Origin of the sequence: Streptomyces sp. NBC_01092, assembly GCF_045039535.1 — a bacterium.
Classification (GTDB): Bacteria; Actinomycetota; Actinomycetes; order Streptomycetales; family Streptomycetaceae; genus Streptomyces.
In genome coordinates this window covers 1987759-2001354 of record NZ_CP108659.1, presented here as the reverse complement: position 1 = coordinate 2001354, position 13596 = coordinate 1987759, and the positions used below count along the sequence as shown (strand labels likewise).

Annotated in this window: 8 protein-coding genes; 4 read left to right on the top strand and 4 right to left on the bottom strand. The window is 71.7% G+C overall.

Annotation, left to right across the window (positions count from 1 at the left end; translation table 11 throughout):
* Positions 1-14 precede the first annotated feature (14 nt).
* Positions 15-1307, bottom strand: a complete 1293-nt coding sequence (locus OG254_RS08775; protein ID WP_351196433.1) for an MFS transporter — start codon at positions 1305-1307, stop codon at positions 15-17.
* A gap of 134 nt (positions 1308-1441) precedes the next feature.
* Here OG254_RS08775 and OG254_RS08770 point away from each other — a divergent pair, with 134 nt between their 5' ends.
* The 4 genes from OG254_RS08770 (at position 1442) to OG254_RS08755 (ending at position 9639) form a co-directional block, all read left to right on the top strand.
* The gene (locus tag OG254_RS08770) at positions 1442-2137 is read left to right on the top strand and encodes a GntR family transcriptional regulator (RefSeq protein ID WP_405579172.1); all 696 of its coding nucleotides are present in this window, start codon (positions 1442-1444) and stop codon (positions 2135-2137) included.
* A gap of 152 nt (positions 2138-2289) precedes the next feature.
* Positions 2290-3816 (top strand): hypothetical protein, encoded by a 1527-nt coding sequence (locus tag OG254_RS08765; RefSeq protein WP_405579170.1) that lies wholly within the window; start codon positions 2290-2292, stop codon positions 3814-3816.
* Between the two features lie 145 nt (positions 3817-3961).
* Positions 3962-4843 (top strand): hypothetical protein, encoded by an 882-nt coding sequence (locus OG254_RS08760; protein WP_351196439.1) that lies wholly within the window; start codon positions 3962-3964, stop codon positions 4841-4843.
* 71 nt (positions 4844-4914) lie between these two features.
* A complete protein-coding gene (locus OG254_RS08755) occupies positions 4915-9639 on the top strand; it encodes a hypothetical protein (RefSeq protein WP_405579167.1) in 4725 nt (1574 codons plus the stop codon).
* A gap of 61 nt (positions 9640-9700) precedes the next feature.
* On the opposite strand, the gene OG254_RS08750 is transcribed toward OG254_RS08755, so the two are convergent.
* The 3 genes from OG254_RS08750 to OG254_RS08740 all read right to left on the bottom strand — a co-directional run bounded on the left by OG254_RS08750 (position 9701) and on the right by OG254_RS08740 (position 13265).
* Entirely contained in the window at positions 9701-11281 is a 1581-nt protein-coding gene (locus OG254_RS08750; protein WP_405579165.1) for an APC family permease, read from the bottom strand.
* A 78-nt stretch (positions 11282-11359) separates the two neighbouring features.
* Positions 11360-12520 (bottom strand): N-methyl-L-tryptophan oxidase, encoded by a 1161-nt coding sequence (gene solA / locus OG254_RS08745; protein WP_405579162.1) that lies wholly within the window; start codon positions 12518-12520, stop codon positions 11360-11362.
* 97 nt (positions 12521-12617) lie between these two features.
* The gene (locus OG254_RS08740; RefSeq protein WP_405594903.1) at positions 12618-13265 is read right to left on the bottom strand and encodes a hypothetical protein; all 648 of its coding nucleotides are present in this window, start codon (positions 13263-13265) and stop codon (positions 12618-12620) included.
* Positions 13266-13596 lie beyond the last annotated feature (331 nt).

Genomic DNA, 13596 nt, shown 5'->3' with positions numbered 1-13596 from the left:
GTTCTCGGTGCTGTTCACACCAGCTCCTTCCCGCGCGTCTCCGGCAGTCCGAGCAGGGCCAGCGCCGCGATGCCGTAGCCGATCGCGCCGAAGACCAGCGCGCCGCCCACACCCCAGCTGTCGGCCAGGAAACCGACCGTGGTGGGGAAGATCGCGCCCACCGCGCGGCCGGTGTTGTACGTGAAGCCCTGTCCCGTGCCGCGCACGGCCGTCGGGTACAGCTCGCTCAGGTACGAACCGAAGCCGCTGAAGATCGCCGACATGCAGAACCCGAGCGGGAAACCGAGCACGAGCAGCAGGGTGTTGGCACCGCTCGGGATGTTCGCGTACGCCAGGATGCAGACCGCCGACAGCAGCGCGAACAGCCAGATGTTGCGCCGGCGCCCCAGCCGGTCGGTGAGGTAACCGCCGGTCAGATAGCCGAGGAAGGCGCCCGAGATCAGGAACGTCAGATAGCCGCCGGTGCCGACGACCGACAGCTCGCGCTCGGTCTTCAGGTAGGTCGGCACCCAGGTGGCGAGGGTGTAGTAACCGCCCTGGACGCCGGTGGAGAGCAGCCCTGCGAAGATCGTCGTCCGCAGCAGGCCGGGCTTGAAGATCGCGGTGAAGTTGCCCTTCTCGGTGCTCTGTTCACGCACGGCCACGGCCTCGGGGGCGTCGTGCACCCGGCGCCGCATCCAGATCACGAGCAGTGCGGGCAGCGCGCCGGTCCAGAACATCACACGCCAGGCCAGGTCGTCGTCGGCGACCGAGAAGACCACGGTGTACATGATCGCGGCCAGGGCCCAGCCGACGGCCCACGAGCTCTGGATCGCGCCGAGGGTGCGGCCGCGGTGCTTGGCGCTCGCGTACTCGGCGACGAGGATCGCGCCGACCGCCCACTCGCCGCCGAAGCCGAGGCCCTGGAGGGCGCGGAAGACCAGCAGGGTCTCGTAGTTGGGCGCGAAGCCGCAGGCGACGGTGAAGACCGCGTAGGTGATCACCGTGATCATCAGCGCCTTGACCCGGCCGATCCGGTCGGCCAGCACTCCGGCCAGGGCGCCGCCGATCGCGGAGACGACGAGCGTGACGGTGGTGAAGAGGCCGGTCTGGCCGCTGTCCAGGCCGAAGTACGCCGCCAGCGCGACCATGCTCAGCGGCAGCGTGAAGTAGTCGTACGAATCCAGGGCATAGCCGCCGAAAGCGCCCGCGAAGGCGCGGCGGCCGCGCGGACCCAGGGCGCGCAGCCAGGCGAACGCGCCGTCATCGGCGGCGCGTTCGTCAGTGGTGGGGTGGGTCAGGGCCTGCGGTGGAGGGGTCGTGCTCATGGGCACCTCGCAGAGAGGGGACGGAGGGTGCGTGGGGAGTGAGCCGTGCCGGTGCGCAGTACCGTAGAGGATTGTTCAACGATCCCTCAATACCCATGTTGGTTCGTTCTTGTGGTCTGCGATTGAATTCCGGCATGGCAGAGCAGCTGAACCCACTCGCCGAGGACCGCGCCCTGCTGGGCCGCACCAGCACCGCGGAGCGGGTCTCGGACATCCTCCGCAGCCGTATCGCCGAGGGCTTCTTCCCACCCGGCACCCGACTGTCCGAGGACAGCATCGGCGGTGCGCTCGGCGTCTCCCGCAACACGCTGCGCGAGGCGTTCCGACTGCTCACACATGAACGGCTGCTCGTCCACGAGCTGAACCGGGGGGTGTTCGTCCGGGTCCTGACCGTGGAGGACGTCGAGGACATCTACCGCACGCGCGGGCTCGTCGAATGCGCCGTCGTAAGGGGTCTCGGCGAGCCGCCGTACGGCCTGGACGCGCTCGCCGCAGCGGTCGAGGAGGGGCTGGGGGCGGCCCGCGAAGGTGACTGGAAAGGTGTGGGTACGGCCAACATCCACTTCCACCGCGAACTGGTCGCCCTCGCGGGAAGCGCCCGCACCGACGAACTGATGCGCAGCGTCTTCGCCGAGCTGCGGCTCGCCTTCCACGTCGTGGACGACCCGAAGCGACTGCACGAGCCCTATCTCGCGCGCAACCGGCAGATCCTGCAGGCGCTGGAGACGGGCGAGAAGGGCGAGGCGGAGAAGCTGCTCGCGGTCTATCTGGAGGACTCGCTGGAGCGGGTCGTGGAGGTCTACCGACGCCGGGTGTCGAGCGCCCCGTAAGGGACGCGGGGCTGTATCGACATGCGGCTCCGCCGCGTGGGCGCGAGCAACCACGGACGACCCGCACACGAAACGCGACCCGGTTTTCCGGCTCGACCAGCTGAGCACCGTCGTTTGGGTCGATGTCAGACCCAGGACCTAGTCTGTGCACCGTGACTTCGCCTGCATCGACGGACCGTGTTCCGCCCCAGCTCAGCGCGGGGCCGCGCCCGGCTCCGGGCCCGGCCGCCGACGAGGGGCTGGCGCGGCGGCTGCGCGCGCTCGCCTGCACCGCGCCGCTGCACGACCTCGACACGCGCAAGGCCAACCTCGCGGGCGAGTACTCGGTGTACGGCATGGCGGAGGTGGCGCTCGCCGCCATCGACCTCGTCACGCTCAACATGGACTTCGACACAGGTGCCGACCACGACCAGATAGTCGCCCGCCTCATCCCGCGCATTGCCGCCCAGGCCCCGCGCCGCCCCGTCGCCGAGCACGAGCGGGTGGCCCGCTGGGTCCTGGAGAACCTGATCAACGTCGGCAGTGTGGACCGCGGCTTCCGGGCCGTGTACGGCACGTTCGCGCCGGACGGCAGCTATGTCCGCCGTGACTACGACTTCAAGCTGATCGAAGAGGTGCCGGGGCCGGGCGGCACGGTGTACCTGCGGACGACCGACGAGGCGGTCAACGTCCTCGTCGGCGCCCTCGACACCGACGTGACCAGCGCGCAGATCGCCGCCGAGGTCAAGCTGGAGGTGCTGATCAACCGCGGCCGCCTCGCCGACGCACAGCTGGCCGCCGAGCAGGCCCGCTACCGCACCGTGCAGTACTCCGAGACGCTCCGCCGCGCCCTGGACGCGACCCGGCGCAACGTCCGGGCGGTCGACTGGCTGAACTCCGTCCCCGACATGATCGCCGAGGCCCTGGACCACGTCGCCGACCGCTACCGCCACGAGAACGCGATCCTCACGAACATCCGCAAGGCACGCGACGAGTCCGAGGACCCGGAGCACAAGCGCCGCGCGGCCGAGCTCGTCGACATCGTCAAGGACTGCATCCGACGGCACACCCAGCTGCAGTCCCGCCTGCTGGAGGCCGGACCGCTGTTCCGCGCCGAGCAGGACCGGCAGGCCTTCGCCACGCCCATGACGACGTCGGGGATCGACCTGTACGGGCATCTCGTCGCGCCCGTCCTGCCGTTGCCCCTGGAGCAGGCGGTCCGGGTCACGGACGCCTTCTTCGCGCGCGGGACGGGACTGCGTACGCCGGTGTCGGTCCGGGTGGGTGATCTCGTCGACATACTGTTGACGCCGCCCGTGGAGCGGGAGCATCTGGGCGCGGAGATGCCCGAGCCCGACCTCATCGCGACGCCGGACGACAGCCGGTTCAGCGAGGAGCAGCTGGCCGCGGCGATGGTCCTGCTCGACCTGCCGGCCGACGCGCCGCGCCGGCTGTCGGGCCTGCTGGCCGAGGCACGGCGGCGGGATCCCGATCTGCCCTACCTGGTCGCGCTGCTGGCCGTGCACGCGGCCAGCCCACCGGTGGGCACGGCCTATCGGCAGGGCGAGCAGAAACTGCTGTTCGCCGTCGACGACGGGACCGAGCTGGACGACCCCGGGTTCGGCGGCGCCGACCTCATCGTCGGCACGGCCCTGCTGGACGCCGTGGGAATGGCGGCCGACAGAACGGAAGCGGCATGAGCCGCTCCGAGCACGGCGTGAATTGCATGGACTGCATGAACCCTGTGACCTGCATGCACTGCATGAACCCTGTGACCTGCATGGACCCTGTGATTTGCGTGAACCGTATGAACCTCCAGCAGCACCACATCGAGGAGCCGACACCGTGACCGAGCACGTCGAGTGGAGTGAGCCGGAGGCCGCCGCCCCGTCGGCGACCGCCGCCGTCACCCCCGCCGACGCCGCCGACGCGGCGCGGCTCGTCGCCTTCGGGCTGCAGCCCAAGTTGCAGCCCGCGCGCGACCAGGAGTACGCCGACCTGCTGCGCCGGTACCGCGAGGACCCGCCGTTCGCGCGGCTCGCGGACGCCGTGGCCGCGGGGCTCGGGCTGGTCGTGCTGGAGGTGTCCCCGCGCGCAGGGATGGCGGTGACCGCCGCCGAGGACTCCGTGTTCGCCGTCCGCATGGGTGACTACGCGCGTCGTACGTCCGCCGACGGCAGCGACCGGTTCCTGCACGGGCTGGCTCATCTCGCCGTCGCCGCCATGGCGTTCCCTCGGCCCGAGGACCTCGCCGACGACGGGTACATCGGCCGCGTCAGCGTCAACGGCGTCGACGCCTTCGTCCGGCAGGCCTGCCGTCGGCTGGAGGAGCGTGCCGATGAGCAGGGGGAGAACACCGACCCCGCCACGGACGCGCCCGGACTGGAGGCCGCCTGGCGGATCTGGGTGAGACGCAGCGCGACCGGCGCCACCAAGGACGCGCGCCGGCTCGCGGGCTCGACCACCGGCATCGTCGGCAAGGCCGTCGCCTTCCTCACCGACTCCGGGTTCCTCCAGCGGACCGGTGACGACAACGGCGGCACCTACCGGACGACCGCCCGCTACCAGCTCCAGGTGCGTGACATGGCCGGCAGCGCCGCCATGGCCGAGCTGCTGGAGCTGGGCGTGGTCCCGGTCACCGACGGCACGCCGACCCTGCTGCCGGCAGAGGCCACGGACGACCTGGAGCTGGTGGCCGACGCCGGGTTGCCGTTCCACTCCGCCTGAAGCGCACGCGCTTCCCCGAACTTCCCTGATCTGCACTTCCCTGATCTGCCGAAGACTTACGAGAGTCCGCCATGTACGAGCTGTCCCGGGTCCGCCTCTACTCCATCGGACCGGCCGGTGCACGCTACGCCGACACCGTGCTTGACCTGCGCGGTGTGGGCGAGCCCGTGCCCGACCCCGCGCCCACGCAGGCGGAGTTCTTCGAGGAGGAGCCCGTCGGCCCGCCGCGCCGGCCCGCACCCGCGGGCGTGCTCTTCCTGGAGAACGGCGGCGGCAAATCGGTCCTGCTCAAGCTGATCTTCTCGGTGATGCTGCCCGGCCACCGCAACACCCTCGGCGGCGCCAGCTCCGGCGTGCTCAGGAAGTTCCTGCTCGCCGACGACTGCGGACATGTCGCGCTGGAGTGGCAGCACACGCTCACCGGCGAGTGCGTCGTGGTCGGCAAGGTGAGCGAGTGGCGCGGGCGCCAGGTCTCCAACGACCCACGGAAGTTCGCCGAGGCCTGGTACTCCTTCCGGCCCGGACCCGGACTGTCCCTGGACAACCTGCCGGTCGCCGAGTCCACCGCCGTACGGCCGTCCGTCGAGGGCCAGTCGGGCGCGCAGGGCCGCCGGCGCACGATGAAGGGGTTCCGGGACGCGATCACGGAGGCGGGCAAGGCGTATCCGCATCTGGAGGTGCACTGGGAGGAGATCCACGACCGCTGGATCGAGCACCTCGGCGATCTCGGCCTCGACCCCGAACTGTTCCGCTACCAGCGGGAGATGAACGCCGACGAGGGTGAGGCCGCCGGCCTCTTCGCCGTCAAGAAGGACTCCGACTTCACCGACCTGCTGCTGCGGGCCGTGACCGACACCCGCGACACCGACGGCCTCGCCGACCTGGTCGGCGGCTTCGGCAACAAGTTGGGCCGACGTGCCGAGCTGATGGCCGAGCGGGACTTCACGGCCGGGTCCGTCGACCTGCTCGGGCGGATCGTCGAGGCCGCCGAGGCACGTGCGCGTGCGCGAGACATCCACGCCGGTGCCGAGCGGCGCACCCGGACCCTGGCCCGGCGGCTGTCCGCGCGCGGCGTCCAGGAACGGGTGCGGGCCGCCGACCTCGCCCAGCGAGTCACCGCCGCCGCGTACGCCGTCACCCATGCCGAGGCGGGCCGCGAGCGCAGCGCGCTGATCGCCGCCGAACTGGCATACCGGCACGCCTCGTTGGCGCTCGCAGCAGCCGAGAAGTCGGCAGCCGCCCAGAAGCGCGAGCTCGCGGACGCGCGCACCCTGCACTCCGCCTGGCAGGCCGCCGAGGCCGCCCTGCGGCACCGCGCCGCATCCGACCGCGTCGCGCGCGTGGCCGCCGCCATCCAGGAGGCCGAACGCGACGCCGCCCCCGCGCTGGCCGCCCGAGCCAAGGCCGCCGTCGATCTCGTACGAGCGCTGCACGCGGCCGCCGAGAGCGCCGAGACGCTCGCCAACGAGGGGGAGGAGCGCTCCGCCGCGCTCCAGGAGGTGAGCGAGTCCGCCTACGGCGACTCCACCGCCGCCGCCACCGACGCCCAGCGCGCCCGCAGCGAGGCCGGGCATCTGCGGCAGCGACTGTCCGAGGTCGAGCAGGAGACCGCCGAGGCCGTCCGCGCGGGCTGGCTCGACGACAGCGCGCCCGACGCCGACCCGGCCCGTGCGGCCCTCGCGGCGAGCGACGCCGAGAAGACGGCCGTCGCCGCCTGGGACACCGCCCGCGAGGCATCCCGGCGCGCCTCGGAGCACGCGCGCGAAGCGGCCTCGACGGAGTCCCGCGCGGAGCTGACCGCGGCCCGCGCGGCGGACGCCGCCACCGCCGCGGAGCGTGCCTACGACGCCGAGCGCCGGCTCGCGGAGGGGCTGGCGGGGGAGGAGCGGCTCGCCGAACTGCTCAGCCTGACCGGGGAGCCGGGTGTGAAGCGCGGATCCGTGCCCGGCCCGCGCACGGGGGACGACGGCGGGGCGAGTGCCGCCGCGCGGCCCGGCGCACAGGACGACGGCAAGGCGGCTACGCCCGCGCGGGTAGGCACGGAGGCCGCCGCGTCGGGCGCCGCCACCGAAGGTGCCCTCACGCCGGAGGAGCTCGACCGGTTCGCGGACGAGTTGCGTGAGCTTCTCGACGACGCCGTCTCCGCCGCCGAGCGTCAGCTCTTCGAGCTGCGTACGGCCGCCGCCGACGACGCCCGGATCCTGGGCGCGCTCGGTGACGGCGGGCTGCTGCCGCCCGGCCCGGACGTGCTGGCCACCGTGGAGTTCCTCGGCGAGCAGGGCATCCCGGCGCTGCCCGGCTGGCGCTATCTCGCCCAGGCCGTCGACCCCGCCGACCACGCGCGCGTGCTGGCCGCCCGGCCCGAGCTGGTCGACGGTGTGATCATCACCGACCCCGACACACACGCGCGTGCCCGCGAGGTCCTGGGCGACGCGGCCCTGCTGCCCCGCTCCGCCGTCGCCGTGGGCACGGCCGCCGCCCTGCTCGCCCCGACCCCGGCCGCCGACGCGTCGAGCGGTGACGTCTTCCTCGTACCGCCGAACCCGGCCATGCACGACGAGCACGCCGCCGACGAGGAGCGGCAGACGCTGCGCGCGCGGGCCACCGAGCGGGACGAGGAGATCCGCAGCCTCGCCGCACGGCTTGGCAAGGACCGGGAGCTGGCAGCCCGGCTGGCCTCCTGGCGGACCGGCTGCCCGGACGGACGGCTGGTGGAGCTGGCGCAGGCCGCCCGGGAAACGCGCGCGTTCGCCGAGGAGTCCGAAGCCGAGCTGGCCGAGGCACGGACCGTGCGCGCCGAGGCCGACGAAGCGGCCGCCGAGGCAGCGCAGGTCCGCGACGAGCGACAGGAGGCCGCGCAGAAGGCCCGGCGCTCCGCCGACGCCCTGGCCGGGCTGGCCTTCCGGCTGCGTGAACGGTCGGGCTGGCAGGTCAAGCTGCGCGAACTCGCCGACGAGGCCGTCGAGTCCGAGGCCCGCGCCCAGACCTGCCTGGAACGTGCCCGCGCCGCCGACGAGGACCGCCGCGCCGCCCAGCGCGGCGCCGACGACGCACGCCGCACCGCGCGTGCCCTGCGCGCCGAGCGCTCGGAGATCGCGGGCGCCCCCGACGACGTACCGGACACGGACACCGACGCGGGTGCCCCGAAGGCGTCCCTGCCCGCGCTGCGCGAGGCGTACCGGGCCGCCTCCCAGCTGTACGAGAAGGTCGGCGTCGGCGCCGACCTGCGCGCCGAGCAGGCCCGCGCGGAGAGCGACGAGAGCGCGGCGCGCACGGAGCTGGACCGGCTGAGCAACAAGGTCCGTAACCGGGCCGAACAGCTCCTGCAATCGCCCGACGGCTCCGACAGCCCCTCCCGGCAGGCGGCCGCCGCGCGCGCGGAGGAGCTGGTCCAGCTCCTGGAGACCCGTATGTCCAGCGCGAGCGAGCAGCTCGGCCGGCTGCGCGGCGAGGCCGAACGGCACGCTCCCGAGGACGGCGAGGCGCACACCGAGCTGTCCGAGGAACTCCAGCCGCGCGACGCCGAGCACGCGCAGGCGCTGCTGCGTACCGCGACCGCCGAACTCGCCTCCCGCACCGAGGCGTTGACGCAGGCCCGCGAGGCGCACGCCGAACTCCTGGAAGCCCACCGCGGCGCCGAGGACGCGGCCGGCGGCTTCGACGAGATCGCCGCGATGCTGCGCGACCTGCTGCGCGAGCACGTCTCCGACGAGGAACAGGAGGAGCCCGAGCCGTACCCCGCCAGCCCCGAGGAGGCCCGGCACTCCGCGGCCGAGGCCCGCCGGTCGCTGCGCGGCTGCGCCGCCGACCTCTCCGCCGCGGAGGCCGCCGTGCGCGAGGCGAGCGACGTACTCGTACGGCACGCCAACTCCACTCGCTACGAGCAGGTCCGCACCCCCGCCCGCCAGCAGATCCGCGAGCTGCCGGCTTCCGCGCTGCCCGAGCACGCGCAGAAGTGGGCGGACGCCTTCGCGCCCCGACTCCGCGTGCTCACCGACGAGTTGGCGCAGCTGGAGCGCAACCGCGACTCGATCGTGGACCGGCTGCGTGGCCTGGTCGAATCCGCGCTGGCCACCCTGCGGTCCGCCCAGCGACTGTCCCGGCTGCCCGAAGGGCTCGGCGAGTGGTCCGGGCAGGAATTCCTGCGCATCCGTTTCGAGGAGCCGGACCAGGCCACGCTCACCGAACGGCTGGGCGAGGTCGTCGACGAGGCGACCCGCGCGGCCGTGAAGAAGAACTCCGACCTGCGGCGCGACGGAATGTCCCTGCTCCTGAGGGGAGTCGCGGCAGCCCTCCAGCCCAAGGGCGTCGCCGTCGAGATCCTCAAGCCGGACGCCGTACTGCGCGCCGAGCGCGTGCCCGTGGGGCAGATGGGCGACGTCTTCTCCGGTGGTCAGCTGCTCACGGCGGCCATCGCGCTGTACTGCACGATGGCCGCGCTCAGAAGCAACGACCGAGGCCGCGACAAGCACCGGCACGCCGGCACGCTGTTCCTCGACAACCCCATCGGACGCGCCAACGCCACCTATCTGCTGGAGTTGCAGCGCGCCGTGTCGGACGCGCTCGGCGTCCAACTCCTCTACACCACCGGCCTGTTCGACACGACCGCACTCGCGGAGTTCCCGCTGGTCATCCGCCTGCGCAACGACGCCGACCTCCGGGCCGGCCTGAAGTACATCAGCGTCGAGGAACACCTCCGCCCGGGGCTACCGCAGCAGCCCCAGGCCGGGGAAGCCGGGCACAGCGAGATCACGGCGACACGGATGTTCAAGCGCCCGGCACCGGCGGCGCCGTGAGGGGTGCGACAACCGAGGAGGGCGGGTCGCTGAGGAGGGCGGGTCGCTGAGGAAGGCGGGCTCATTCCGCCGTCGGTGAGACGGCAGGGCCTGCGGCGGGTGCGTTCGGTGTGGCCGTGGTCCCGAGGCTGTGCTCGGCGAGGACGCCCGTCCGGTGCCGCTGGACCAACCAGTAGTAGGCGAAACCGCCGCCCGCGATGACGGCGACGAACAGCACCGCGCCCCAGCGCAGATACCAGTGATACGGAGCCGCCGCGTTGTAGACCGCGGCGCGCGGCCAGATCAGGTTGATCGTCATGCCCGCGCCCCACACCACGGCGACGATGTTGACCAGCAGCCCCCACCTTCCCAGCGAGAACTTCCCGTCGCCCGCCGGCTGCCACTTGCCCCGCAGCCGCGCCACCAGCATCGGCGCGGTGACACCGAGATAGGCGAGGTAGATCATGATGATGCCGATGCTCGTGACGACGGTGAAGATCTGCGGCTGCCGGATGTTGACCACCAGGATGGCCAGGGCCAGGACCCCGATGATCACGGTCGGCAGCACCGGCGTCTGGAAGCGCGGGCTGACCCGCGCCAGCCGCGAGGAGGCCGGCAGGTTGTTGTCCCGGGCCATCGCGAACGCCAGCCGGATCGCCGCCGTGTGCACCGCCAGCGCGCACACAGTGACGGCGATCAGCACGCACCACAGCATCGCCTTGCCGGCCGTGGGACCGAGCACATTGAGCACGACGTACTGAAGTCCGTCCGTCGACAGCTTCTCGCCCTTCAAGCTGGACACGCTCATCAGCGCCAGCAGCAGGATCAGGCCGCCCAGGACGAACGAGGCCACGATGGCGCGGATGATGGCGCGCGGTGCGTTGCGGGACGGGTCCAGGCACTCCTCACCGAGGGAGGACGCCGTGTCGAAGCCGTACATCACATACGCCGACGCCAGCGAGGCCACGAGGAACGCGCCCAGGTACCCGGTGCCGTAGTCCGCGCCGGTGCCGTTCGTCTCCAGGACGACCTGCGGGCCGCGTGTGATGTGGACGGCGAACAGGACGATCAGTACGACGGTAGCGATCAGCTCGATGAACACGCCCGCCGTGTTGATCCTCGCCATCAGCTTGACGCCGAAGGCGTTCACCACGGTGGTGAACAGGATCAGCACCGCGGCCAGGATGACCGCGTTGGTCGCCACGTCGTACTTGCCGGTGCCGTCCCCCACGAGCTGGAAGGCCGACGAGATCTGGGGGAGCGTCAACTGGTAGGCCAGCGCCACGGCCGAGATCGACACGATGGATGCGATCAGCATCATCCAGCCGGCGAGCCAGCCCAGGTGCGGATTGCCTATCTTCTTCGACCAGTTGTAGACCGAGCCCGCCACGGGATAGCGGGCGGCGAGCTCCGCGAAACAGAGTGCGACCATGAACTGGCCGACGAACACCATCGGCCACGACCACCAGTAGGCGGGACCGCCGCTGCCGTAGCCGAAGTAGAACAGCTGGAACGTGCCGGTGAGGATCGAGATGTAGCTGATCCCGGCGGCGAAGGTGTGGAAGTTGCCCAGGGTGCGCTTGAGTTCGGGCTTATAGCCGAACTCGGCGAGTTCGGCGTCGTCATGACTGTGCGGACCGGCTGACTGCTCCGTTTTCGACATGCGCGGACTCCTCGTGGGCCGGGGAGGGGGAGGGAGCGGCTCGGGCGGGTTCGGGCGGCTGCTGGATCAAGGACAGTGTCAGTGAGGCAGGACAGTGTCAATGAGGCGAGTCGGGTCGAACAGGCCGATGGGGTGCGCGGTGCCGCCGGTCAGGGCGAGGTCGGCGAGGATCTCGCCGACGACGGGCACGAACTTGAAACCGTGCCCGGAGAACCCGCAGGCCACCGTGACCGACTGCGGGTGCGCCGGGTGGCGGGCGATGACGAAGTGCTCGTCGGCCGTGTTGGAGAACATGCAGGTCGCGGCCTTGAGGAAGGTCCCGGGCAGGTCCGGGACACAGTCGGACAGGTGGTCCGCCATGGTCTGGATCTCGTCCTCGTGGACGGTCCGGTCGATCGTCTCCGGCGTCGTGACCTGGCCCTTCTGGAAGAGAGCGACCTTGGCCCCGGAGTCGGGTCCGTCGATGGCAGGGAATCCGTAGACGTGGACGCCGGCGGCGTCCTCCCAGATGTAGACGGGGTGATGTGCGGGAAGGAACGGACCGGTGCCTTGCTTCGGCTGGAACCAGTACATGACCTGCCGCTCGATGGAGAACTGCACCCCTAGATCGGCCAGCAGCCGCGGCGCCCACGCGCCCGGGCAGATCACCAGCTGGCCGGCGGTGTAGGTGTTCTCGGCCGTGTGCACACGTACGCCGTCCCGGTACGGCTCCCAGCGCGTCATCGGCTCTTCGAAGTGCAGGTCGGCGCCCTGCCGGGTGGCCAGCTTGAGATGCGCGGCGACGGTGTTCTCCGGCCGCAGGAAACCGGCCCTCCTCTCGTAGAACGCCACCTCGTCGTCCTTCGGCGTGAGCATCGGGAAGCGGCGGCGGATCTCCTTCGCGTCCAGCATCTCGTGCGGCAGATCCCACTCCTGCGCCGAACGCAGCGAGCCGGAGACGGTGCGTGAATCCGGCAGGCCGACCATCACGCCACCGCAGAGGGTGGCTATGTCCCGGCCGCCGGCCCGCTCCAGGTCCTCGTACAGCTCGTAGGCGCGCAGCAGCAGCGGGACGTATGCCGAGTCCTCGAAGTACGACTGCCGTGTGATCCGCGAACCGCCATGGCTGGAGCCGCGGTCGTGCACCGGGCCGAACTTCTCCAGCCCCAGCACACGGGCGCCGCGCGCGGACAGGTGGTGGGCGGCCGCGCTGCCCATGCCGCCGAGGCCGATGACGATCACGTCGTAGGTGGGGGACACGGGCCTCTCCTGTCGGCGAATGCGGGGTGCTCTGAGACGCCCAGCGAGGACGGCTCAGCCGTCCCTGCCTCCGAGTCTGCCCGCCGGTCGACCACGCTCAGGGATGCGACAACTGCCCGGTCCCGCCCCGCTGACCTATTCGCTCCTGCGTGCGCTCCGCCTCCCGCGCCTGCTGTCGCGCCCGGCGCCGCTCGCGTCGCAGGGAGCGCGCCGTGCTGCTCGGTGCCGAGACCACGCCGTTGCGCTGGTTCCACACCTGGCGGGTCACCCAGACGTCGACGGCGCCCCAGGTGGCCACGACGGTGCTGACGACACTGCTGATCACCATGGGGAACGCCAGCCACGATCCCGCCAGCGTGCACAGGAAGGCCACCATCGCCTGTATCAACGTCAGCGCGATGATCAGCACCGCCCGCACCGCCGACCTGCGCACCGGATCGGGCATCCGGCGGCGCCGCGCGGGCTCCTCCACCCACAAGGGCCGGTAGCTCGACCACCCTTGGGCCGTTCGGTCGGCAACAGCCGCGGCACCGATCTCGTCCTTCGTCACCCTGCCGCCGGAGCCGGCCACCACGTCATCCCCGTCCGCCGTCACCACGCGCGTGCCCTCCGGAATCTCGCGACTCCCCGCCCCGTTGCGAGCGCCCGCCGGAATGTCGCGATCCCGCGCTTCGGGACCGCGCCGCGCTCCCTCGTGCGCCGTAGCGCCGTCCTCGCGCGCCTCATTCCGCTCCGCCGTGCCCATCACCGTGTCACTCCCCACCGCCAGTAGACCCCTTGCCCGTGTCTGAAGACTCGGCTCCCCAGTGGCTGCCCGGCTTGCGCTGTTTTACCCCGCCCAGGGGCAGGATGCGGCTCCTGTGGCCCATTCCGCCCCCATTTCCCGTACAGAAGGACGAACGGCGCGGCCGGAAGATTCCCGGGAAGGATAAAATTCCGGCCAACTGGCCAGAGAATCCGGCTGGTTCCCTCCGCCCGGGCGTCGGGTGATCGCGGTAGGCAATCTCCCGCAATGGCCGGACAACTCCCCATGTCTCGCCGCCGGTGCGGAAGTTCAGGTTCCGGATGGCTCTTCG

Excerpts from the sequence above, each read along its gene's own strand:
- OG254_RS08755 (WP_405579167.1), top strand. The coding sequence starts at position 4,915 with ATGTACGAGCTGTCCCGGGTCCGCCTCTACTCCATCGGACCGGCCGGT.
- OG254_RS08775 (WP_351196433.1), bottom strand. The coding sequence starts at position 1,307 with ATGAGCACGACCCCTCCACCGCAGGCCCTGACCCACCCCACCACTGAC.
- OG254_RS08740 (WP_405594903.1), bottom strand. The coding sequence starts at position 13,265 with ATGGGCACGGCGGAGCGGAATGAGGCGCGCGAGGACGGCGCTACGGCG.
- OG254_RS08770 (WP_405579172.1), top strand. The coding sequence starts at position 1,442 with ATGGCAGAGCAGCTGAACCCACTCGCCGAGGACCGCGCCCTGCTGGGC.
- OG254_RS08750 (WP_405579165.1), bottom strand. The coding sequence starts at position 11,281 with ATGTCGAAAACGGAGCAGTCAGCCGGTCCGCACAGTCATGACGACGCC.